Source organism: Gordonia aurantiaca, assembly GCF_039939235.1.
In the GTDB taxonomy this organism is placed as follows: Bacteria; Actinomycetota; Actinomycetes; order Mycobacteriales; family Mycobacteriaceae; genus Gordonia.
On record NZ_JBDUUF010000003.1, the window covers coordinates 321,276 to 343,357 of the forward strand.

The following is a 22,082-nucleotide window of genomic DNA, read 5'->3' on the forward strand; positions in this document are numbered from 1 at the left end:
CAGGTGCCCGTCAGCTGTGGGTGCCGGGCGCGCCGGCGTCGTCGGGGTCCCCGGACTTGGACAGCGAGGTCATCACCGGAGCCGGGCGCGGCGGGCCGGCCGGACGGGGCGGGACCCCGGGACGCGGCCCCGGGGGCACGGGGCCGCCGGCCGGTCCGGGGCGTGGCCCGGCGGCAGGACGGGGACCGGGCTGGGCCGGACCGGGAGGCGGCGGCACCGGACGCCCCGGCGGAGGAGGCGGCACGGGCCGCCCGGGTGGCGGCGGGACCGGTGGACCGGCGACGGGCGCGGGCGGCGGGCCGGCCGGGGCCACCGGGGGCGGACCCGGTCGGCGCGGCGGCACCGGCGGGGGCAGCACCGTGGCCCTGCGGACCGCGGGACGCCCCGACACCGGCTGCACCAGCGATGCGGCGCGCACCGCGCGCTCGCGGGCGGTCGGCACGTCGTCGGCCGTCGCGGTCACCACGCCCATCCGGCGGCGGTGGAAGCTCTCGGGCTTGCCGAAGAGACGGATGTCGGTCTCCGGCACCGCGAGTGCCGCGGCGACGTTCTCGAAACCGATCGCCTTCTCGTTCAGCTGGCCGTAGATCACCGCGGACGCGCCGGGCGACGCCAGGGTGACGTCGACCGGGAGGCCCAGAATGGCACGGGCGTGCATCTCGAACTCGCTCAGGCGCTGCGTCGCCATCGTGACCAGGCCGGTGTCGTGCGGGCGCGGGCTGACCTCGGAGAAGTAGACGTCGTCTCCCTTGACGAACAGCTCGACACCGAAAATGCCACGGCCGGCGAGCTTTCCGTCACCGAGCGCGGTCGCGATACGCGCGGCGATGGAGGTCGCCGAAGCGTGTGCATCGGGGCTCATCTCGTGCGGCTGCCAGCTCTCGACGTAGTCGCCGTCGACCTGACGGTGGCCGATCGGCGCACAGAAGTGCGACGTCAGCAGACCGGTCCGCGGGTCGATCGCGCGCACCGTGAGAAGGGTGATCTCGTAGTCGAATTCGATGAAGCCCTCGACGATGACGCGGGTGCCCTTGACGCGTCCGCCGGTGTTGGCGGTCTCCCAGGCGGTCGCGACGTCCTCGGGGCCGCGGACCACGGACTGCCCCTTGCCCGACGACGACATGACCGGCTTGACCACGCAGGGGAACCCGATCTGGCGGGCCGCGACGGTCAGCTCCTCGAGGGAGTCGGCGAACAGGTAGGGCGAGGTGGGCAGGCCGAGTTCTTCGTCGGCGAGGCGTCGGATGCCCTCGCGGTTCATCGTCGCGACGACCGCGGCCGCGGTCGGGATGACCTCCGCGACACCGCTTTCGGCGACCTCGACGAGAGCCTCGGTGGCGATCGCCTCGATCTCGGGCACCACGTAGGCGGGCTTGTGCTTGTCGATGACCGCGAGCAGCGCCTCCTTGTCGGTCATGTCGATGACCTCGGCGTGATGGGCGACCTGCTGGCCCGGCGCGTCGGCATAGCGGTCGACGGCGACGACCTCGACCCCGAGGCGCTGGAATGCGATGACGACCTCTTTGCCGAGCTCACCCGCGCCGAGCACCATCACCTTGGTCGCGGTCGGACTCAGCGGCGTCCCGATGATGTCCGGCGGGCCGATCAGGGGCGCCGGCTGATCTGCGCTGGTCACGCTCTCGCTGTTCGACGTCATTCCCAAATCCTACTTGTCGTCAGTACATGTTCTTTCACGCCTCACACCACCGAGCCGGACGGTGTGACCGACTCAACCGATCAGCTCGTGGACATAGCACCAGCGCCAGCTCTCCCCCGGTTCGGCCGACCGCATCACCGGGTGCCCGGTGTCATGGAAATGGGCGGTCGCGTGTTTGCGCGGACTGGAGTCACAACAACCCATGTAGCCGCAGCTCAGGCACATCCGCAGGTGCGCCCAGTGATCCTCTCCGAGGGCCGCGCACCCCTCACAGGAGAGCTTCTCCCCCGGCGGCGGCACGGGGACCGGCCGGAGATTGGCCGCCGCCTCGGCGAGTTCGGGACAGGGCGCCGACGGGTCCACGACGGTGTCGGGTTCGGGCCGTGAGCGGCGCGTCAGCCGTCGGAGGATCTGCATGTTCCCCATTATCAACGGGCCTTTCGGGGATTACAGTCGCACGGATGAGTGCATCGCTTCTGCTCGTCGCGGTGGTCGCGATCGCGGTGTCCGCGCTCTGTCGGCGATACGGACTGTCCGCACCCCTGGTCCTGGTGACCGTGGGCCTGGCCATCGGCTGGATTCCCGGCCTGCCCACCCCGGAACTGGACCCCGAGCTCGTCCTCTTCCTCATCCTGCCGCCCCTGCTCTACTCGGCCGCGCAGGAGAGCTCGTATCAGGCGATCCGGGCACGGTGGCGCGGCATCGCCACCCTCGCGGTGGGACTCCCGCTGGCGACGACGGCCGTGGTGGGATTCGTCGCCTACCAGACCGTGCCCGGCCTCACCGTGCCCGCGGCGCTCGTCCTCGGCGCTGTGGTGGCCCCGCCCGACGCGGTGTCGGCGCAGGCGATCGGGCGGCGCCTCGGCCTCCCGCGGCCGGTGATGACGCTGCTCGGCGGCGAGAGCCTGCTGAACGACGCGACCGCGCTCACCGCCTACCGGATCGCGCTGAGTGCCGCGATCGGCGTGACGACGTCCCTGGGCGAGGGGCTGTTGACCTTCGCCCTCGCCGCGGTGGGCGGCCTGGTGATCGGGCTGGTTATCGGCGTCGTCGTGTCCTGGGTGCGTGTGTGGCTGACCGACCCGCCGATGGAGACCGCGATCGGCATGCTCGTGCCCTTCGCCACCTATTTCATCGCCGAGACGGCGCACGCCTCGGGCGTCATCGGCGTCGTCACGGCCGGGTTGTTCCTGGGCCAGCGTTCGGTGCGTCTCGGCTACGCCACCCGCCTGCAGGACGAGGCGGTGCGCAAATCCATCGACGTCATCCTCGAGGCATTCGTGTTCCTGCTGATCGGCGTGCAGATGCCGTTCCTCATCGAGGGCGTCAAGACCGAGTCCTGGGTGCAGTTGGCGATGGACGCCGCGGCGGTCCTCACCGCGACCATCGTGGTGCGGTTCCTGTGGGTCTACGCGTCCGCGTTCCTCGCCCGGCGGCTGGTTCCACGGGCCCGGGCGCGGGAACCGGCCCCGAGCGCGGCGTCGGTGTTCGTGGTCTCCCGGGCCGGGATGCGCGGCGTGGTCTCCCTGGCCGCCGCGTTCGGCATCCCACTGACCACCGACGGCGGCGAACCGTTCCCGGCCCGCCCCGAGATCCTGTTCCTCACCTTCGTCGTGGTGGTGGGCACGCTCCTCGTCCAGGGCACGACGCTGCCGTGGGTGATCCGGGCGCTCGGCGTCACGGGCGACGACCGCGCCCGGGACCGGCTGGCCTACGCCGCAGCCCAGGACCGGGCGGCCCGGGAGGCGACGAGGCGACTCGACGAGATCGCCGCGCAGTACGGCGACGACGACCCGATGCGGATGCAGGTGGCACTCATGCGCAAGTGGATCACCACGCAACGCAACGTGGCCTGGGAGGAACTGGGCCGCGGCCCGGAGACGATCGGCGAGAGCCCCACCGCCATGGGCTCCCGAATCCGCAAGGAACTCCTGCAATTGCAGCGCTCGGTGTTCATCGAGGAACGCGACGCCGGGCGCATCGACGACGAGGTCCTCCGGATGGCCCTGCGGCGGCTCGACTTCGCCGAGGGACAGGGCGACCGGGAGTAGGCACCCCACACCCGCACAACCGGTCACCGCGGGAGCGACCGCCACCGGGTCATCCGCCCGAACGAGGGCGGGGAGTTCTGCCCATGGTGCGGCGGAGAACTCCCTCCTAGCTTGGGTTCTCATGACGAAGACGACACTCCGCCTGGCCACCGCCGGCGCATCCCTGGCCATCGCCGCCGGCGCGTTCGCCGTCGCCGGTACCTCGACCGCCTCCGCCGCTTCGCTCGCGCCGTCGTGCGACGCGAACCAGCGCCACGTGACCTCGGTCGTCACCGCGAACTCCGCGGCGACGATCTGCGCCCACGGCGACGGCGACCTCGAGTACCGCGGTCTGGCACGCAGCACCGGCAACACTCTCTGCATACCGGTGACCGAGGTCCACCGGCAGGAGAACGGCAGCGGCCGCCACTACTACGTCGCCCACAACAACGGCCACAAGTACATGGTCTTCGACGGTCTCGGCCTGAGCATCGTCGGGCCCGACGGCATCCTCATCAGCTCCGAAGACGCGATCTGACCGGCACTACGAGGTGGCCGGCCCCGAATCCCCCTCGGCCACAGCCGCATAGATCACCGTCTCGGCCTTGCGCCCTCGCAAGGGCAGCCGCTCCAGCCGCTCCCAGTGCCTCGCCTCGGAGGCCGACGCGGCCTCGACCGCTCGCTCCGAGGCGAGCGGTCGCGACGGATCGCGCTTGGCCAACTCCGACAACCGCGCGCTCTCGTTGACCGGGTCGCCGATCACGGTGTACTCGAATCGTTCGATGGCGCCGACGTTCCCGGCCACCACCGCTCCGTGGCTCACGCCCACGCCCGCCCGCAGCTCGGGCACCTCGTCGGCCAGTCCGGCCACGATCTGCCGGGCCGCGGCCAGCGCCGCACCGGCCGGATCGTCGAGATCGATCGGCGCCCCGAAGATCGCCAGCACCGCGTCGCCCTCGAACTTGTTGACCAGCCCGTCGTGCTCCTCCACGGCCTTGACCACGACGCCGAAGAACTTGTTGAGGATCTCCACGACCTCGGTCGGTCGGCGTTGCGAGGCGAGGGTCGTCGAACCGATCACGTCGACGAAGAGCGCGGCGGTGACACGTTCGCTCCCGCCGAGTTCGGGATGCGACGCCAGCGCCGCCTCGGCGACCTCGCGGCCGACGTGGCGCCCGAAGAGATCACGCATGCGTTCCCGCTCGCGCAACCCGTCGACCATCGCATTGAACCCGACCTGCAGATCGCCGAGCTCTGTGCCGTCGTAGACGACGAGGTCGGTCTCGAGGTCGCCTCGGCGCACTCGGTTCATCCCCTCGCGCACCGAGCGGATCGGCCCGGTGATGCTCATCGACGACAGCAGTGTCAGCAGCAGTCCGGTGAACAGCGCGGTCGCCGCGAGCACGGTGACGCCGATGAAGAGATCGAGCTTCGACGTCTCGTCGCGCGCCAGGCCGAACGCCACCACGAGCAGGATGCCGATGATCGGGATCGCCGAGCCCGCGATCCACGACACCACCGACCGCGACATCACGCCGGTGCGTTTCCGGCGCCGGTAGCCGGCCGAGATCAGTTCCGCGACAACCGGTCGCAGGGTGAACTCGATGAACAGGTACGAGATCGCCACCACGACAACACCACTCAGCCCCACGACGAACAGTGTCTTCGGGATCAGCTCGGGCTCGACGACGCCGTACATGATGGTCAGCATCACGGTGGCCCCGCCCCACAGCAGACCCTGGACCAACGACAGCCGCCACGGCAGCCGCATCGTCCGCCGCGCATCGCGTTTCGTCGGCTCGACATCCCGGATCGCCCAACGCAGCACCCGGACTCCGACGAGGGTTCCCCAGCCGATGCCCACCGCGAACGCGGCGACGATGTAGACCGGCACCACGATGAAGTTGACCCACCACAACTCGGAGGTGAACACGGTGGGCTGGGGGATGCCGACGGCGGCGAGGGCGGTGGCGACCAGCGCGCCGAAGATGTTCGCCACGACGATCGACGCGGTCAGCAACGTCTGGATGCGCACCCGCTGCTTGACCGAACTCTCCCCGGCGGAGCCGAGCAGGATCGACCCGTAGTCGCGACTCCCCCATCTCGCAAGCATGCCCAATCCAATCACGACCGAGGCGTCGCGCGCGGCAACCCCCTCGGTCCGAATTCCCCTGCCGGTCGCCGGAACACTGCACGTGACCTGCGCATTCGCCGTAACCTGGAGCCACGATCGCGTCCCGACCCCGCCACCCGCATCCCTCCGGCACCCGAAGGCCACGCCATGACAGCTTCCGAACTCCCCGCCCGTCCGGCCCCCGTCGACACGCACACCCACCCGTTCCTCAGCGGGGTGTTCGCACCGCAACGCGAGGAGGTCGACGTCGCCGGCCTGCCCGTCACCGGCGAGATCCCCGCCGGCCTGGCGGGCAGTTACCTGCGCAACGGCCCCAACCTCCGGTTCGACCCCATCGGGTCCTACGTCTACCCGCTCGACGGCGACGCCATGGTGCACCGCATCAGCTTCGACGACGGCCGGGTGTCGTATTCCAACCGTTTCGTCCGGACCCCGATGGTGATCGCCGAAGAGGCTGCGGGACACGCGATCTGGTCGGGCATCACCGACGGGTACACGCCGCCGGCGTCGGAGGTGGGCGACGAACTGGCCGGCACCATGCGCGAACTGCCCGACATCAACATCGTCCGGCACGGCGGCAGGCTGCTCGCGATGGCGGAGGCCGCCCAGCCGTACGAGATCTCGCCCGTCGACCTCGCGACGATCGGGAAGACCGACTGCGACGGCGCGATGCTGGTCGGCAGCACCGCCCACCCCAAGATCGATCCGACAACCGGCGAGATGGTGCTGTTCAACTACGCCCTGGAGGCGCCCTACCTGACCTGGGCGGTGGTCGGCCCGGACGGTCGCACCACCCGCACGCCCACCCCGGTCGACGGCATCGACGTCCCGATCATGATCCACGACATGGCGCTGACGTCGCGCTACATCGTCCTGTTCGTCTGCCCGCTGGTCTTCGACATCGCCGCCATGCTCGGCGGCGGTTCGCTGCTGGCGTGGAAACCCGAGCGCGGCACCAGGATCGCGCTGATCCCCCGCAACGGGGACCCGGTGCGCTGGGTCGACACCGACCCGTTCTGGGTGTGGCATTTCGCCAACGCCTTCGACAATCCCGACGGCACCGTGACCGTCGACTACGTCGAGTGGTCCCATCCCGGCGGTTTCGCCGACGAGCCGACGCCCGCGACGTCGAACCTGATCCGCGCGGTCGTCGATCCCGACGCGGGGATCACGAGATCCGGGCTCAACGATTCGGTCGTCGACATGGAGTTCCCCCGGGTCGACGATCGCCTGCTGACCCGCGACCACCGGCGCATCGCCAGCGTGGCCCGGGCTCCGCGGGACACCGGCCAGCGCGAGAGCCTGTGGTTCCACGACCTCGCGACCGGCACCGAGGCCGTGTGGACGCCGGGGGTGGCGGTCGGCGAACCGATCTACATCCCGGGCATCGACCACGACCACTGGGGGACGATCGGCACCGACCCGGACGACCTGACCTCACGGTTCTACCTGCTCGACGCCGATGCTCCCGCAGACGGGCCGATCGCGACCGTGGACCTACCGATCCGCGTGCCCGCGGGGTTGCACGGGGCCTGGATACCCGCTTCCACCTGACGGCCCACGGAGTGCGGAGGGGCTCATCGATCGGAGCCCCTGCGCTGTCGTCTCAGACGATCGCCCGCCGCACGATCGTCTGATCGCGGCCCGGCCCCACACCGATGCACGAGATGTGGGCGCCGGAGAGCTCCTCGAGCCGCAGGATGTAGTCCTGCGCGGTCTTCGGGAGCTCCTCGAAGGTCTTGCATCCGGAGATGTCCTCGGACCAGCCGGGCATCTCCTCGTAGATGGGCTTGGCGTGGTGGAAGCCGGTCTGGGTCATCGGCATCTCCTCGACCCGCTCGCCGTCGACCTCGTAGGCCACGCAGATCGGCACGGTCTCGAGGCTCGACAGCACGTCGAGCTTGGTGAGGAAGTAGTCGGTGATGCCGTTGACGCGGGTCGCGTAGCGCGCGATCACGGCGTCGAACCAGCCGCAGCGACGGGCACGGCCGGTGGTCACGCCGACCTCGCCGCCGGTCTGGGCCAGATAGTCGCCCCACTGGTCGAACAACTCGGTCGGGAACGGCCCGGAGCCCACGCGGGTGGTGTAGGCCTTCAGGATGCCGAGAACCGTGGTGATCTTGTTGGGGCCGATGCCCGCACCCACCGCGGCGCCGCCGGCGGTCGGGTTCGACGAGGTCACATACGGATAGGTGCCGTGGTCGACGTCGAGGAGGGTTCCCTGTGAACCCTCGAGGAGCACGGTCTCGCCGCGCTCGAGCGCCTGGTTGAGCAGCAGCCGGGTGTCGGCGATGCGGTGCTTGAAGCCCTCCGCCTGGCCGAGCACCTCGTCGACGACCTGCGCCGGCTCGAGGGCGCGGCGATTGTAGATCTTGACCAGGATCTGGTTCTTCAGCTCGAGTGCGGCCTCGACCTTCTGGGTGAGGATCTTCTCGTCGAGCACATCGGCGACACGCACACCGACGCGCGCGATCTTGTCCTGATAGCAGGGGCCGATGCCGCGTCCGGTGGTCCCGATCTTCTTGTTGCCCAGGAAGCGCTCGGTGACCTTGTCGATGGCCACGTGGTACGGCATCAGCAGGTGGGCGTCCGCGGAGATGAGCAGGCCGGAGGTGTCGACCCCACGATCCTCGAGCCCGCCGAGCTCGGTGAGCAGCACGCCCGGGTCGACGACGACACCGTTGCCGATCACGTTCTGCACGCCAGGGGTGAGGATGCCCGACGGGATGAGGTGCAGGGCGAACTTCTCACCGTTCGGGAGTACGACGGTGTGGCCGGCGTTGTTGCCGCCCTGATACCGGACAACCCAGTTGATCTGGCCGCCGAGCAGGTCGGTGGCCTTTCCCTTGCCCTCGTCGCCCCACTGGGCGCCGATAAGCACGATCGCGGCCATGATTCGGGTACTCCTTCGGTGTGGCGCGCTTGTACTGATCAGAACAAACCTCACCAACACTACTGTGTTCCGGGCCCCGATACGCTATCCGCGTGTCTTTCGCCCTGATTGCCCAAGCAAGTCGTGCCGACGACAAGAAGGCCGCACGCGCCGCGGTCACCGATGCCCTGTCCGACCCCGCCGTCACCCGGCTGATCGTCGAACCCCGTGTCGCGGAACGGTTCGCGCCGACCGTCGCGGAGGAGAACGACACCTTCCTGGGGACGGTCGTGGCCGCCCTGATGGCGGCCGAGCGGCTCGACGTCGAAGTGGCGTATGTCTCGCCCGAGGCGACGCCCGCGACACGCCGCTACCGTCTCCCGCACGGCCCGGCGGCGCGTGAGCTGGCGGAGACCGGCACCGCGGCACCGGTACCGCTGATCCGCGACGACGCCGCGACCGTCATCTTCGGCAGCGCCCGCCACCTGGGTGCGGAGGGCAAGAAGCTGCACGGCGAGTCCTACTGTGACAACGAGCGCCTCTTCGACGGCGAGGTGCGTTCGATCCTGATCGAACCGACCCTCGAGGCCCCTGGCCTGCGCGCACAGGTCGAGCGGTGGCTGTTGCCGGGCAAGTGGTTCCACGGCCGGGCCGTGCAGACCGGCGGCACCAACATCGTCGTCGAGCGCGAGGGGGTCGTGACCGAACGCGTGCTGAAGCGGTCGACGTTCTACCGCCACGTCACCGACCTGTTGCTCGTCCGTCCGTAGCGGGGCGCCGCGCCCGTCAGCCGACGGGCGCCGGTTCCGGCGTCGACGGCTTTGCCTCGTCGGCCGCGTCGAGGTCTTCCACGCCGGTCGCGTCGAGGGCTTCCACGCCGGTCGCCAGGTGCAGGTCGTCGCGGCGGATGAGGCCGGTCGCGACCACGCTGATCAGCGCCGTCAGCGCGAGGTAGCCGGCGGCGAGCCACGGGGACCCCGACGCCGCGCCGATGAGCGCGGTGAGGATCAGCGGGGTCAGGCCCGAGGCGTAGATCCCGGAGAACTGATACACCACCGACAGGCCCGTGTAGCGCACACGCGTCGGGTAGAGGCTGGCGAAGAGCGTGCCCTGCGCGCCGTAGAACAGCGCGTGGACCACGCCGAACACGATGATCAGCGCGACGGTGAACCAGATGAGGTTCTCGGTGCCGAACAGCGCGAACACCGGATACACCGAGAGGCCGTACGCGATCATGCCGGCGAGATAGACGGGCTTGGCACCGAACCGGTCGGTGACGATGCCCGACACCGGCAGCAACACGGCCATCACCAGCGACGCGATGGTCACCGCGACCAGCACCGGGACCTTCTCCATGTCGAGTTCAGCGGTTGCGTAGGCGATCGCGAACACGCCCCACGTGTTGAAGGCCGATCCCTCGCCCCAGCGGGCGAGCAGACCGAGCACGGTGTTGCGCGTGTTGGGCGGCAGCACCACCTCGCGGATCGGGGCGGACGACTGCTGCGCGAGTTCGGTCACCTCGGCAAAGGCGGGGGTCTCGTCGACCTTGAGCCGGACGACGAAGCCGATGACCACCAGCACGATGCTCACCAGGAAGGCGATGCGCCAGCCGTAGGTGAGGAACGCGTCGTCGTCGAGGGCCACCTGCAGCAGGGCGAACACCCCGGTGCCGAGCGCGAGACCGAGGGCGAGGCCGATCTGCGGGATCGAGCCGAACAGGCCGCGCTTGCGCTCCGGGCTGTGCTCGACGGCCAGCAGCACCGCGCCGGCCCATTCGCCACCGAGCGCGAAGCCCTGCACGATGCGCAGCAGGAGCAGCAGGATCGGCGCGATCACACCGACCGAGGCGGCGGTCGGCAGCACACCCATCAGAGCGGTGGCGACGCCCATCATCACCATCGTGATCGCAAGGGTGCGCTTGCGGCCGATCCGGTCGCCGATGTGCCCGAAGATCACGCCGCCGATGGGGCGCACCACGAAGCCGACGGCGAAGGTCGCGAACGACAGCAGCGTGCCCACGAACGAGCTCTGGTCCGGGAAGAACAGCGTGTTGAACACCAGGCTCGCGGCGGTGGCGTAGAGGAAGAAGTCGTACCACTCGACCGTGGTGCCGAGCAGGCTCGCGGCGACGACGGTGCGCAACCGCTTGGGACGTTCGGCGTCGGACTCGGTCGCGACGGATGCTCGGCGGACGGCGGATTCGGGAGTCTGCAGGGATGTGGCCATGACCGGGCCACGGTATCGACGCCGCGCGGTGTGACGCGCGATAGAAATCAGCGTGAGCGAAATCCCGGACGCGAGTTGCGTTCCGGGCGGTCTATGCGCTCCGGAAGTAGTCGTCGAGGGTCACCATCCGCAGCTTCCGCCGCTTGATGATCTCGACGAGTCTTGGATATACCCGCGTCACCGGGTCGTGGTTGGCGTGCCCGATCACCACCGACTGCGGCTGGAAGTACTTGCGCGCACACTGCAGCAGGTACTTCTCGGTGATGAGTCCGGAGTCCGACAGCGAGCCGTACCAGAGCGTCGGCATCGTGTACCCGAGGTCGGCGGCCACGGCGTCGACGGCCGCGTTGTGGTAGCCGAACGGCGGCCGGTAGTACGGGGTCCCGTCGACGCCGTAGTTCTTCTTCAGGAACCGTTTGGTCCGGCCGAGTTCGTCGGCGATCTCCTTCGACGACAGCTGCGTCAGCGCCGGATGCGTCCAGGTGTGGTTGCCGAGCTGGACCTGACCGGATTCGACGAGGGGCCGCAGGTCGTCTCGATGATCGGTCCAGCCGTCGAACGAGCCGGTCACGAAGAACGTGAACCGCGCACCGGTGTCCTGCGCGAACCTCACGTACGCCCCGACGACCTCGGAACTCGCACCGTCGTCGACGGTCAGCGCGATGTGCCGACCCTTCCCCGGCAACGCCGTGATCGGCTCGTCGGGCAGCGGATGCCGGGTCCCGACGGCGGGCGGCAGCAGGCCCGCGGGAGAGGCCGAGGGACTCGGCGAGGTGATCACGGGCGGCGGAGGCGGACTGGACGGCGGGGTCGGGGTGACCTCGGCGGCCGGTACCTCGGAGGCGCAACCGGCGAGCGGACCTGCGGTCAGCGCCCCCACCGTTCCCGCGGCGAGCACCGTGAGGAAGTCGCGGCGATCCATGCGGGCAATCTAAGGCATAAGAGACATTCCCGGCGCGCTGACCCGCCGCCACCGGGTCGGTACGACCTCACCAGGTCAGCTCGTCACGGCATCGCTTCTCGTCGCCCTCCGGGTCCACCTGGACGGTGGCGTGTTCCAACCCGTGTTTGGCGAGGACGGCCTGCGCGGCGGGCAGCACCTCGGAGTTCGGGTGCCGACTGCCGAGGTGGACGGTCGCCACGTCCATGCCGGTGGTGAGGGTCCAGACGTGCAGGTCGTGGACGTCGTCGACGATCGGGATGTCGGCGAGATCCGCGCGCAGCGCCTCGACATCGATGTGCGCGGGTGCCTGCTGGTTGAGGATGCGCAGGGCGTCGACGGCCAGCCGCAACGCGCGTGGCACCACCCAGAGCGCGATGAGGACCGCGGCGATCACGTCGGCGTAGCCCCATCCGGTGGTCAGTGCGACGATGCCCGCGACCAGGACGCCGACGCTGCCGACGGCGTCGGCGAGCACCTCGAGGTAGGCACCGCGGACCGCGATGGATTCCTTGGCGTCGGCACGCAGCAGGAACATGACGAGCAGGTTCACGAGGAGACCGAGCAGCGCGACGACGATCAGCGTCAGACCCGGGACCTCCGGGTCCTCGCCGATCCGCTCGACCGCCTCGATGAAGACGAACACCGCGACCCCGATGAGCAGGACCGCGTTCGCGACGGCGGTGAACACCTCGGCGCGGTACCACCCGAAGCTGCGGGTGTCGGTGGTGCGCCCGTGCCGGCCGAGCAGCAGGGCGATCAGGCCCATGATCAGTGCGACGACGTCGGTGAGCATGTGCCCGGCGTCGGCGATGAGCGCCAGCGAGCCGACCAGGATGCCGGTGACCAGTTCGACGACGAAGAAGCCGCCGATCAGGACCACCGCGAGGGTCATGGGCCACAGGCGTCGCTGCCCGGCGCCCCCGGCGGTGGGGGTGTGCGAGTGCGCGTGTGAGTGCGAGTGGCCCATGGTCGCGTCAATATATGCGTGATTCCGCATATGTGGCAACCGTCCAGGTCACTGCTCGATCCCGCGAGCGGCGATCCGCCGCTCAGCTGCGCAGGGTGGCCAGTGCGGAGGACCGTCGCAGTCCGGCGACCATGAGGAGGTCGACGAGCAGCGACCGGATCTCGGCGAGCAGGGCGGCCTCGGACAGGTCGCTGTTGCGGGCCAGGTCGGTGCGTGCCTTGCGCACGATGGACCGGATCACCCGGGCGGCCTCGACCGGGTCGGGATCCTCGCCGGGGTCGGCCAGCATCATCTGCCGCAGCACCTCGAAGGCGTTCCCGATGTCGTCGATGATCTCGATGATCTCGGGGCGCACCCGCTCGCCCCGCTGCGTGATGGCCAGCGAACGCCGGGCGATGATCCGAAAGTTCCGGACGGCGTTGTCGATGGGGTCGGCGGTTCGCATCAGCCGGTCGAGCCGGTCCCGCGAACTCCAGTAGAGCGGCGAGATCCGGGTGACCTCCCGCCCGCCCGTCATGTCCGAGCGCATCTTGTTGATGGCCGCCTGCGTGCCACGCGCCGTCTCGAGTGCGTTGGCGATCCTGTCCGCGTCGCCGGCGCGCAGGCCCTCGACCACCGTGCGCGCCGCACTCCGGACCGTCTGCAGCACCCCGGCGGCATCGGCCCGGGCCCGATGTGCGGGATTGACCGGGAACAACGCCGCGACCAGGATGCCGACCACTCCGCCGATCAGCGCGTCGAGCGCGCGGTGGAATCCCGCCACGCCGCCCGGCGGCAGGAGGGTCGCGACGAGAACCGCCGACGACGCGGCCTGCATCGGGATCAGCAACCCGTCGTCGAGGATGACCGCCAGCGACATCGCCAGGATGACGACGACCATGATCTGCCAGGCACCCTCGCCGACCGCCCCGATGAACAGGTCACCGACGAAGATGCCGATGGCGACGCCGCCGACGAGCTCGACCGACCTGCGCCAGCGTCGTCCCAGGCCGAGGCCCAGGGAGATGACCGCCGCGATGGGCGCGAAGAACGGGTCCGGATGTGAAAAGACGTGCGTCGCGATCCACCACGCGATTCCGGCCGCCAGCGCACACTGGACGATCGGGACCGCCGAGATCTTCAGCCGGCGCAGCCGCCGCTTGACCCCGTCGGGCAGGGCGTCGAACACGCGGCGTGGAAGAGAACCGATCGCCGATGCCATTCGACGAGGGACTCCGGATTACGCGAGGCCGAGCTCGGCCGCGGCCCGCGGGTCGGAGTCGTTGAGCAGATCCAGGCAGCGCAGGTGCTCGTCCTCCTCACCGATGAGCTCCGCGGCACGTGCGAGGGCGCCGACGCAGCGCAGGAAGCCGCGGTTGGGCTCGTGGCTCCACGGAACGGGACCGAATCCCTTCCAACCGTGCCGGCGCAGCTGGTCGAGACCGCGGTGGTACCCGGTCCGGGCGTAGGCATATGCGGCGACGACGCCGGAGATGTCGGGGGCGTCTCCCGCGGTCGCCTCGTCCAGCGCGGCCTCGGCCAGATGTGCCCAGGCGATCGAGGCGGTCGGATGAGCGGCCGCGACCTCGGCGGGGACAGCACCGTTGAGCAGATCCGATTCCGCTTCGTCGTCACCGGTGAGCAGTACCGGCTGCGGTCCGAGGAGATCTCCGAAAGACGTCATGCACCCATTCAAGCATCGACGCCTTATCCGTCGAACGCCCTAGTGCTGGACCTTCGGGCGATTCGCTAGGGTGAATGGCGCAATCGGTCCGGTCACCGCCGGCTCTGGTGGCCGGACCGAACACATGCGATGGGCGGAAATGCGGGGGTGATCGTCGATGGCTCGATCCGAGGGGCCGAGGACGGCGGTCACCACGGCACTGAGGTCGCTGCGCCGGGTCCGTGACGAACGTCGCGTCCGACAGGCCGCCGCTCGGGGCCTCGACACCGGGAGGACCGCCGGACCGCCGGCGGATTCCGGCCGTGTTCCCGACTCCCGGCCGGACATCGCAGACCAGACCCCGGATACTGTTCCGACCGGCACCGACGCCGTGACCGAGAGCACCAGCAGAGAGGGCCACGAGCCAGCTGTGGACGATCGCACCCGCAACGACACCACCGAGGACCGGGCGACGGATCCTGTCGACGCCGGCACCGAGACGCCTGCCGCCCCCGAGACCCCGAAGGCCCCGATCCCCAGGGGCGGCCGCGGCATCGACGGCGCCACGCAGGTGATCAGCCGCGACAACCTGCCCTCACTCGAGGACCTCGACGATCTCGACTCGATCGATCCGCTCGGCGCGGACGAGACCGACGAGGCGGCCGGAGCCGAGGCGCCTGCCGCGGAGGACACGCCGAAGCGCCTGGGACCGAGCGACTCCAAGACCACCGTGATCCGTCGCGAGGACCTGCCCGACGCCGGTGAACTCGAGGATCTCGAGGACATCGATCCGACGGCACCGGCCGAGGAGACGGAGGAATCGACCGAAGCCGCCGGCGCGGATGCCGCCGGCGACGACCAGGGCGGCGGCGCGGACTCCGCCGAGGGCGGCGGCGCGTACTCCGCCGAGAGCGGCGGCGCGGACTCCGCCGCGGGCGGCAACGTCGACTCCGCCGCGGGCGGCAACGTGGACTCCGCCGAGGCCGACGACAAGGGTGCCGTGACGGCCGCGGTCGCCGGTGTTGCCGCCGCAACGGCCGCTGCCGAGACGACGAGCGACGACACCTCACCCGAGGGCGCCGAAACTGATTCGGCCGCAACCGAATCCGAGGACGAACGGGCCGAGGCCGACGAGACCTCCGGACCGGAGACCGACGATGCCGAGGCGGCGGCCGCCGACGCGGAGAACACCCGGGCCGAGGACACCCAGGCCGAGGACGTGGCAGCGGGCGAGGAATCCGGATCCGAAGAGGCGCCGGAAGCCGGGGCCGGCGAAGCGGCAGCGGACGACGACACCGTGACCGAGACCGACGGCGAGACCGGGATAGCCGAACCCGCAGCGGCCGCCACCGCAGAGGCCGCCACCGAGGATGTCGCCACCGAGGATGTCGCCACCCAGGAGGCTCCCGAGTCCGCGGCAACCGACGCCGCCGACGACGCCGAGGAACACGGCACCGAGGAACACGACACCGAGGCCGACGGGGCCGCGACGGACGACGCCGGGCCGGCTGCGGCCGAGCCCGCCACCGAGGCCATCGCGACGCCTTCGGAGGACCTCACCGAGGACGGCGCCGAGCAGATCACCGAGGAGGTCACGGCAGACGCACCGACCGAGCAGGTCCGGACCGACGACACCGCCGACACGACGACCAAGGTGATCCCGGCCGCCGCAGCAGGCGCTGCCGCCGCGGCCGCAGGCGCGCCGGCCGGCTCTGCCGGTGAACGCGCCGACACCATGCCCGAGCCCGCGGTCACCGATCCGGCGACCGGTGCCGGCGAGTGGACCACGGTCCCGCACCAGCCGCAGGTCATCCCCGGCGACAAGCCGACCAAGAAGCGCGGCAAGGGCATGCTCATCGCCGCGGTCGCGGTCGTCGTGGCGATCCTCGCCGTCGTCGGTGGCGTCCTCGCCTACACCATGCGGTCGCCCGCGGCCGCCGACGAGGCCGCCGACGTCGCCCTCGAGTACACGACGGCGTTGTACGAGGGTGACCTCACGACGCTGCGCGAGGTCACCTGCGGCGAACTCAACACCTTCTACAACGACTTCGACGACGCGGCCTACCAGAAGACCTACGACGCGCAGAAGGCCCGCAACGAGCTGGTCCAGACGCAGGCCATCAACGCCGTGCGCGTGGTCGAGGGAGGCAACCAGGCGGTGGTCGAGGTCGTGGCCGTGCACACCAGCACGCCGGACCAACCGGAGACGGTGACGCTCAACCTGCAGCGCGAGGGTGATTCCTGGAAGGTGTGCAACCCGACGTGACCCCCGCTCCTGGGCAGGGTTGCCGCGCGCCGGACCAGCAGACCCCGGCGTACTTCACTCCCCCGCCGCGGCCGGTTCCGCCGCCCATGTCGCCTCCGGCGGCGCGGCCGCGCCGCCCGGTGACGCCGCCGCGCCGCATCCGGGACACGCACCTGCGGTCGGCGCACGGTTCGGGCCGGGGTCGGGTCGACCCGGCCGTGGTCGTCTCGGCCCTCGTCATGATCGGGCTCGCGGTCGCCGTGATGGTCGGGCTGCTCACCAACTGATCGCGCGCGGTCCGCCGTTTCACGCCCCGGGCCGCGGGTACCCGCCCGGTGATCCGATCATCGACGACGGGAGCGACGAATGCCGAGATGTCTGGCCGAACAGACCGAGGAAGAACTGGGCGGACCCAAGAGCGTGCTGACCCGTCAGAGGCGGGACCACGTCGAGCTGGACCGGCTCATCACCGCCGCCGAGGCGGCGTCGGGGCCCGAGCGCGAAACCGTACTCGACGACCTGTGCCGTCTCGTGTTCCCGCATGCGTTCGCCGAGGAGGCCGTCCTGTGGCCGGCCATCCGCCGGCGCCTGGCCGACGGCGAGCAACTCACGCTCGAGATCGAGAAGGAGCACCAGGCGATCAACGAACTCTTCACCTCGCTGGAGAAGCTCGACGTGGACTCCGCCGAACACCACCGGCTCTTCACCGAGATCGTCCGACTGCTGCGTGAGGATGTCCGCGACGAGGAGGACGTCCTCCTCCCGCGTCTGCAGGACGCGGCCACCCGCGACGACCTCATCCGCCTCGGTGCCTTCTGGCAGGTCGTGCGGTCCACCGCGCCGACCCGTCCGCACCCGGTCGTCGCCCGACGTCCACCAGGCAATGCCCTCGCCGCGCTCCCCCTCACCGCGCTCGACCGGTCACGGGATCTCCTCGACGCCGCGGCACGCACCGGCGGCCGCTGGTCGGCGCCTGCGCGCTCGGTGAGCGGCGTGGTCGCAACCGTCGCCGGCGCGATCGAGCACCTCCCGCCCCTCACCCGCGGTGAACGGGCCGCGACCCGGACCGGAAGGCGCTGACCGGCCCGCGAGACGACGACGGCCCGCACCCGTCTGGGGGTGCGGGCCGAATCGGTTCGGATCGGCAGATCAGGCAGTCAGCGACTTGCCGGCCGACTTGAGGTCGTTGCACGCCTCGACGACGCGCTCGGACATGCTGGCCTCGGCCTTCTTGGTCCAGCTACGCGGGTCGTAGACCTTCTTGTTGCCCACCTCGCCGTCGACCTTCAGGACACCGTCGTAGTTGGTGAACATGTGGCCGGCGACCGGACGGGTGTAGGCGTACTGGGTGTCGGTGTCGACGTTCATCTTGACGACGCCGTAGCTCAGGGCCTCGTCGATCTCGCTCTTCAGCGAGCCCGAACCGCCGTGGAAGACGAAGTCGAACGGCTTGGCGCCCTCGGGCAGGCCCAGCTTCTTCGCGGCGGCCTCCTGGCCCTCCTTCAGCACGGACGGACGCAGCTTGACGTTGCCCGGCTTGTATACGCCGTGGACGTTGCCGAAGGTCGCGGCCAGCAGGTAGCGGCTGCCCGAGTCGCTGGCACCAAGGGCCTCGATGGTCTTCTCGAAGTCCTCGACGCTGGTGAACAGCTTCTCGTTGATCTCGTTCTCGACGCCGTCCTCTTCACCGCCGACGACACCGATCTCGATCTCCAGGATGATGTTGGCGGCAGCGGCCTTGGCCAGCAGCTCCTTGGCGATCTCGAGGTTCTCGTCGATCGGCACGGCGCTGCCGTCCCACATGTGCGACTGGAACAGCGGGTTGCGGCCGGCGTCGACGCGGGCCTGCGAGATCTCGATCAGCGGACGCACGTAGGTGTCCAGCTTGTCCTTCGGGCAGTGGTCGGTGTGCAGGCCGATGAGGACGTCGTACTTCTCGGCGACGACGTGCGCGAACTCGGCGAGCGCGACCGCGCCGGTGACCATGTCCTTGACACCCTGGCCGGAGCCGAACTCTGCGCCGCCGGTCGAGAACTGGATGATGCCGTCGCTACCGGCGTCGGCGAAACCCTTGATCGCGGCGTTGATGGTCGACGACGAGGTGCAGTTGATCGCGGGGAACGCGTAACCACCCTTCTTCGCCTTGTCGAACATCTCGGCGTACTGCTCCGGGGTTGCAATGGGCATTCGACGAATCCTCCAGGGTGTTGATGTGCTCTGGTGTTCGGGTTTTCTCGCCCTCTGGTGGTGTTCAGTGGCGAGCAGCCGGACTTCCCGCGGCCGGACTCCCCTCAGTATGGCAGGTGGCACACCGCCCGGTGCGCCCGCCATTGGGCCCCGGACCTGCACCGTCCCCGGCTCAGGCGCGGGTCAGCAGCAACGGCGCGGCCAGGGGCGCAGACCACCGGCCACCGGCGAAGGTCAGCCCGAGCAACCGACGGTCGTCGAGCGCCCGGAACTCGTCCCGGACCCAGCGCCACGGCACCGGCCCGCCCTGCCCGTACGAGCAGACGATCGCCGGCCGGCCGTCGCGCCACGACGCCTCGAGCGTCACCTGCATCGGCATCACCTCGCGCAGCGCCCCGTCGACCGCATCGTCGGCGACGAGGTTGACCGCGTCGCCTGCGGGCCCGAACCGCTTCCCGCGCCAGTGCGGCATCCCGCCGAGCGCGATCGCCCGCGGCGCCACCACTCTCAGCGGGGCCGGTCCCACGTAGGTGACGAGGTAGTCGCCCGGTTCGGGCAGCGAGGCCGGGGGCGCCGTCTCCGAGAACAGGGTGCGCAGGGACCCCAGGGATGTGGGCATGTCGGTGGTCACGAGGCTCCGATGGTCGAGGTCCGCTCGGGTGCCGCGGCCCGGCGTGCACGGTAACGGGCGGCGAATCGCTCCGCCATCGCGGTGATGGTCAAACTCGGGTTGACACCCACGTTCGCCGGGATCGACGAGCCGTCCACCACGTACAGGCCGGGGTGCCCGAACACCTGGTGGTCGGTGTCGATCACGCCGTCGGAGGCGTCGGCTCCCATCGCGGCACCACCGAGCACGTGCGCGGTGATGGACTTGCCGCCCACGCTCTCGAGCAGCAGGTTGAGCGGACGCCCGCCCACCGACTCGGCGAACCTCCGGGCGACCTCGTTGGCCTGCGGCAGATAACTCGGGGCCGGCGGACCCCCACCGGGACGGGACCGCAGGACACGCCGCCACGGCCTGACCGGGGAGCGGTCCATCACCAGGCGGATCTCGTTCTCCGCGTTCTGCATCACGGTGAACGCGCTCAGACGTTCGACGAAGTTGGGCGCGGTCATCAGCCGGAGCTGCCGGATCGGGTGGCGGGCCAGCTCCGCCAGCGTCGCGCGCCGGCGCCGGGCGGGATCGTCACCGTCGACCAGCGGACCGAGCTGCAGGCGCATGTGCCATCCGCCCACGTACCGGTTCTGCGTCACGTGTGTGGCCTCGTCCGGGTAGAACTCGCTGGAGATCGTAGGGCCGCGGGTGAGATCGGCGGCGGGGTCGTCCGCCAGGACCGCGGTGATGGCCTCCGAGTTGGTTCGCACCCCGTGCCCCAATCGGGGCGAGACGTGCGGCAGCAGCCCCATCTCGCGGGAGCGGAACAGCAGCTCGACCGTGCCCAGCACCCCCGCGGCCAGCACCACCTCGGCCGCGCGCAGGACCCGACCGTCGGCGGTGCGGACCTCGTACCCGCCGCCGGGCACGGCGGCCACGGTCTCGACGCGCGTGTCCGGGACGATACGGGCTCCCCGACGCTCGGCCAGCCACAGGTAGTTCAGGTCCAGGGTGTTCTTGCTGCCGTACGGGCAGCCGACCAGGCACGCCCCGCAGAGCCGGCACCCGGTGCGATCCGGCCCCTCCCCGCCGAAGAAGGGGTCGGGGACGGTGACCCCCTCCACCCCGAACCAGATCGCCATGGGAGTGGGGCCGAACGTATCGGCCGCGCCCATGGCCTCCGCAGCGGCGCGCAGGTGCCGGTCCATCGCACCGACGAACCGGGTCGTCTCGCGGCCGAGCATTCGCGCCGCGGTGCGATAGTGCTCGGCCAGCTGGGCGCGCCACCCGCCGGTCACCTCGGGCCAGGACGGGTCGGTGAAGAACTGGTCCTTGGGCTCCAGCAGCACGCCCGCCCACACGATGCTGCCGCCGCCCACGCCCGCGCCGCCGATGATGCCCACGTGCCTCAGCACCCGTTGCCAGAAGAAGCCCTTGAGCCCCAACTCCGGCATCCACAGGTACTTGCGCGGGTCGGTGCGGGCCGCGAGGAGGTCGTCCGGGGTGTGCCGACGCCCCTGTTCGAGGACCAGCACGCGGCGCCCCTGCTCGGCCAATCGCAACGCTGCGACCGAGCCCCCGAAACCGCTGCCCACCACGATCACGTCGACAGCGTCGTCGTGAACTGCCGAAACACGCCGGGAGCCGTCGTCTGACGAGCAGAAGATCATGCGAGGAGTCTAGGTCGGCCACCATGTGGCCGCCGACAACATTTCGGGACGTGAGGTGAGCGCCGTCGCCGCAGCGGCGACGTTCGGGGATGTCCTCGCCGACGCGTCGTTGCCCGTTCGATCGTGCGGTGCCGGCTCCGCGAGATTCTGCCCAGGTCGCCTCGATGGGTACTCTGGGTTTCCGTGATCGACTCCGCACTCGCCCAGACCACGACGACCGTCGCCCTCATGCCGGGTTTCCTCGACCCGGTCACGCTGCTCGGATACTTCGGCGCCTGGGCTTTCTGGGGATTGCTCCTGGTCATCCTCATCGAGTCCGGAGTCCTCTTCCCCGTCCTGCCGGGCGACTCGCTGCTGTTCGTCGCCGGCATGGTCGTCGCGGCCGGCGGCAAGGACGGCATCGACAAGTTCGCCTCGCTGTGGCAGCTGCTGATCTTCATCCCCATCGCCGCGATCATCGGTGGCCAGATCGGTTACTGGATCGGCCGGTACATCGGGACCAGCATGTTCAAGCCCGATGCCCGCTTCCTCAAGGAGCGCTACCTCCTCGAGGCGCACGAGTTCTTCGAGCAGCGCGGCCCGATCACCATCTTCCTGGCCCGATTCGTGCCGATCGTCCGCACCCTCGCCCCGATCGTGGCCGGCGCGGCGCGCATGAAGTATCCGATCTTCTTCGTCTACAACGTGGTCGGCGCCATCGTCTGGGGAGCGGGCATCACGCTGCTCGGCTACTGGTTGGGCCGCTTCGAGTTCGTGCAGAAGCTCATCGAGCCGATCTTCATCGCGATCGTCCTGGTCTCGGTGCTGCCGATGTTCATCGAGTGGTACCGGCGTCGGCGCGCCGCCAAGGAGGCCGCTGCCGCCGTCGACGCCGCCGCCCCCACCGAGGCGACCGACTCGCTCTGAATCGC

Annotated in this window: 20 protein-coding genes; 8 read left to right on the top strand and 12 right to left on the bottom strand. The window is 70.2% G+C overall.

The window, feature by feature from the left end:
* Positions 1–10 precede the first annotated feature (10 nt).
* A complete protein-coding gene (gene purT, locus ABFT43_RS08870) occupies positions 11–1,657 on the bottom strand; it encodes a formate-dependent phosphoribosylglycinamide formyltransferase (protein ID WP_347959993.1) in 1,647 nt (548 codons plus the stop codon).
* A gap of 72 nt (positions 1,658–1,729) precedes the next feature.
* A complete protein-coding gene (locus tag ABFT43_RS08875; protein ID WP_347959994.1) occupies positions 1,730–2,074 on the bottom strand; it encodes a UBP-type zinc finger domain-containing protein in 345 nt (114 codons plus the stop codon).
* 44 nt (positions 2,075–2,118) lie between these two features.
* On the opposite strand from ABFT43_RS08875, the gene ABFT43_RS08880 reads away from it, so the two are divergent.
* Both ABFT43_RS08880 and ABFT43_RS08885 read left to right on the top strand, forming a co-directional pair.
* A complete protein-coding gene (locus ABFT43_RS08880) occupies positions 2,119–3,708 on the top strand; it encodes a Na+/H+ antiporter (RefSeq protein ID WP_347959995.1) in 1,590 nt (529 codons plus the stop codon).
* A gap of 121 nt (positions 3,709–3,829) precedes the next feature.
* Entirely contained in the window at positions 3,830–4,225 is a 396-nt protein-coding gene (locus ABFT43_RS08885) for a hypothetical protein (protein ID WP_347959996.1), read from the top strand.
* Between the two features lie 6 nt (positions 4,226–4,231).
* Here the strand turns inward: ABFT43_RS08885 and ABFT43_RS08890 are convergent, their stop codons facing one another.
* Positions 4,232–5,800: an adenylate/guanylate cyclase domain-containing protein gene (locus ABFT43_RS08890; protein ID WP_347959997.1), complete on the bottom strand. Its 1,569-nt coding sequence runs from the start codon at positions 5,798–5,800 to the stop codon at positions 4,232–4,234.
* A 168-nt stretch (positions 5,801–5,968) separates the two neighbouring features.
* Between ABFT43_RS08890 and ABFT43_RS08895 the strand changes: the two genes are divergently transcribed.
* Positions 5,969–7,375: a carotenoid oxygenase family protein gene (locus tag ABFT43_RS08895; protein ID WP_347959998.1), complete on the top strand. Its 1,407-nt coding sequence runs from the start codon at positions 5,969–5,971 to the stop codon at positions 7,373–7,375.
* 52 nt (positions 7,376–7,427) lie between these two features.
* On the opposite strand, the gene ABFT43_RS08900 is transcribed toward ABFT43_RS08895, so the two are convergent.
* Entirely contained in the window at positions 7,428–8,714 is a 1,287-nt protein-coding gene (locus ABFT43_RS08900) for an adenylosuccinate synthase (protein WP_347959999.1), read from the bottom strand.
* 92 nt (positions 8,715–8,806) lie between these two features.
* Between ABFT43_RS08900 and ABFT43_RS08905 the strand changes: the two genes are divergently transcribed.
* Positions 8,807–9,463, top strand: a complete 657-nt coding sequence (locus ABFT43_RS08905; protein ID WP_347960000.1) for a hypothetical protein — start codon at positions 8,807–8,809, stop codon at positions 9,461–9,463.
* Positions 9,464–9,479: 16 nt separating this feature from the next.
* On the opposite strand, the gene ABFT43_RS08910 is transcribed toward ABFT43_RS08905, so the two are convergent.
* From ABFT43_RS08910 to ABFT43_RS08930, 5 genes are all read right to left on the bottom strand, one after another.
* Positions 9,480–10,919: an MFS transporter gene (locus ABFT43_RS08910; protein WP_347960001.1), complete on the bottom strand. Its 1,440-nt coding sequence runs from the start codon at positions 10,917–10,919 to the stop codon at positions 9,480–9,482.
* A 91-nt stretch (positions 10,920–11,010) separates the two neighbouring features.
* The gene (locus tag ABFT43_RS08915) at positions 11,011–11,841 is read right to left on the bottom strand and encodes a polysaccharide deacetylase family protein (protein WP_347960002.1); all 831 of its coding nucleotides are present in this window, start codon (positions 11,839–11,841) and stop codon (positions 11,011–11,013) included.
* Positions 11,842–11,908: 67 nt separating this feature from the next.
* Entirely contained in the window at positions 11,909–12,829 is a 921-nt protein-coding gene (locus ABFT43_RS08920) for a cation diffusion facilitator family transporter (protein ID WP_347960003.1), read from the bottom strand.
* 82 nt (positions 12,830–12,911) lie between these two features.
* On the bottom strand, positions 12,912–14,030 hold the full coding sequence (locus ABFT43_RS08925; RefSeq protein WP_347960004.1) for an FUSC family protein: 1,119 nt from the start codon (positions 14,028–14,030) through the stop codon (positions 12,912–12,914).
* Between the two features lie 18 nt (positions 14,031–14,048).
* Complete coding sequence (locus ABFT43_RS08930) at positions 14,049–14,492, bottom strand: DUF3151 domain-containing protein (protein WP_347960005.1); 444 nt, start codon at positions 14,490–14,492, stop codon at positions 14,049–14,051.
* Positions 14,493–14,901: 409 nt separating this feature from the next.
* Here ABFT43_RS08930 and ABFT43_RS08935 point away from each other — a divergent pair, with 409 nt between their 5' ends.
* The 3 genes from ABFT43_RS08935 (at position 14,902) to ABFT43_RS08945 (ending at position 17,796) form a co-directional block, all read left to right on the top strand.
* Positions 14,902–16,737: an Rv0361 family membrane protein gene (locus ABFT43_RS08935; protein ID WP_347960006.1), complete on the top strand. Its 1,836-nt coding sequence runs from the start codon at positions 14,902–14,904 to the stop codon at positions 16,735–16,737.
* The gene (locus tag ABFT43_RS08940) at positions 16,734–17,003 is read left to right on the top strand and encodes a hypothetical protein (RefSeq protein ID WP_347960007.1); all 270 of its coding nucleotides are present in this window, start codon (positions 16,734–16,736) and stop codon (positions 17,001–17,003) included. The genes ABFT43_RS08935 and ABFT43_RS08940 overlap by 4 nt, the downstream gene beginning before the upstream one ends.
* Positions 17,004–17,082: 79 nt before the next feature.
* Entirely contained in the window at positions 17,083–17,796 is a 714-nt protein-coding gene (locus ABFT43_RS08945; RefSeq protein WP_347960008.1) for a hemerythrin domain-containing protein, read from the top strand.
* A 69-nt stretch (positions 17,797–17,865) separates the two neighbouring features.
* Here ABFT43_RS08945 and fbaA read toward each other — a convergent pair whose 3' ends face one another.
* The 3 genes from fbaA to ABFT43_RS08960 form a co-directional block, all read right to left on the bottom strand.
* Positions 17,866–18,903 (bottom strand): class II fructose-bisphosphate aldolase, encoded by a 1,038-nt coding sequence (gene fbaA / locus ABFT43_RS08950; RefSeq protein ID WP_347960009.1) that lies wholly within the window; start codon positions 18,901–18,903, stop codon positions 17,866–17,868.
* Between the two features lie 172 nt (positions 18,904–19,075).
* The gene (locus tag ABFT43_RS08955; RefSeq protein ID WP_347960010.1) at positions 19,076–19,522 is read right to left on the bottom strand and encodes a hypothetical protein; all 447 of its coding nucleotides are present in this window, start codon (positions 19,520–19,522) and stop codon (positions 19,076–19,078) included.
* Positions 19,523–19,530: 8 nt separating this feature from the next.
* Positions 19,531–21,171: a GMC oxidoreductase gene (locus ABFT43_RS08960; RefSeq protein ID WP_347960011.1), complete on the bottom strand. Its 1,641-nt coding sequence runs from the start codon at positions 21,169–21,171 to the stop codon at positions 19,531–19,533.
* A gap of 183 nt (positions 21,172–21,354) precedes the next feature.
* On the opposite strand from ABFT43_RS08960, the gene ABFT43_RS08965 reads away from it, so the two are divergent.
* The gene (locus ABFT43_RS08965) at positions 21,355–22,077 is read left to right on the top strand and encodes a DedA family protein (RefSeq protein ID WP_347960012.1); all 723 of its coding nucleotides are present in this window, start codon (positions 21,355–21,357) and stop codon (positions 22,075–22,077) included.
* The last annotated feature ends 5 nt before the right edge of the window (positions 22,078–22,082 follow it).

Excerpts from the sequence above, each read along its gene's own strand:
- purT (WP_347959993.1), bottom strand. The coding sequence starts at position 1,657 with ATGACGTCGAACAGCGAGAGCGTGACCAGCGCAGATCAGCCGGCGCCC.
- ABFT43_RS08875 (WP_347959994.1), bottom strand. The coding sequence starts at position 2,074 with ATGCAGATCCTCCGACGGCTGACGCGCCGCTCACGGCCCGAACCCGAC.
- ABFT43_RS08880 (WP_347959995.1), top strand. The coding sequence starts at position 2,119 with ATGAGTGCATCGCTTCTGCTCGTCGCGGTGGTCGCGATCGCGGTGTCC.
- ABFT43_RS08885 (WP_347959996.1), top strand. The coding sequence starts at position 3,830 with ATGACGAAGACGACACTCCGCCTGGCCACCGCCGGCGCATCCCTGGCC.
- ABFT43_RS08890 (WP_347959997.1), bottom strand. The coding sequence starts at position 5,800 with ATGCTTGCGAGATGGGGGAGTCGCGACTACGGGTCGATCCTGCTCGGC.
- ABFT43_RS08895 (WP_347959998.1), top strand. The coding sequence starts at position 5,969 with ATGACAGCTTCCGAACTCCCCGCCCGTCCGGCCCCCGTCGACACGCAC.
- ABFT43_RS08900 (WP_347959999.1), bottom strand. The coding sequence starts at position 8,714 with ATGGCCGCGATCGTGCTTATCGGCGCCCAGTGGGGCGACGAGGGCAAG.
- ABFT43_RS08910 (WP_347960001.1), bottom strand. The coding sequence starts at position 10,919 with ATGGCCACATCCCTGCAGACTCCCGAATCCGCCGTCCGCCGAGCATCC.
- ABFT43_RS08915 (WP_347960002.1), bottom strand. The coding sequence starts at position 11,841 with ATGGATCGCCGCGACTTCCTCACGGTGCTCGCCGCGGGAACGGTGGGG.
- ABFT43_RS08920 (WP_347960003.1), bottom strand. The coding sequence starts at position 12,829 with ATGGGCCACTCGCACTCACACGCGCACTCGCACACCCCCACCGCCGGG.
- ABFT43_RS08925 (WP_347960004.1), bottom strand. The coding sequence starts at position 14,030 with ATGGCATCGGCGATCGGTTCTCTTCCACGCCGCGTGTTCGACGCCCTG.
- ABFT43_RS08930 (WP_347960005.1), bottom strand. The coding sequence starts at position 14,492 with ATGACGTCTTTCGGAGATCTCCTCGGACCGCAGCCGGTACTGCTCACC.
- ABFT43_RS08945 (WP_347960008.1), top strand. The coding sequence starts at position 17,083 with ATGCCGAGATGTCTGGCCGAACAGACCGAGGAAGAACTGGGCGGACCC.
- fbaA (WP_347960009.1), bottom strand. The coding sequence starts at position 18,903 with ATGCCCATTGCAACCCCGGAGCAGTACGCCGAGATGTTCGACAAGGCG.
- ABFT43_RS08955 (WP_347960010.1), bottom strand. The coding sequence starts at position 19,522 with ATGCCCACATCCCTGGGGTCCCTGCGCACCCTGTTCTCGGAGACGGCG.
- ABFT43_RS08960 (WP_347960011.1), bottom strand. The coding sequence starts at position 21,171 with ATGATCTTCTGCTCGTCAGACGACGGCTCCCGGCGTGTTTCGGCAGTT.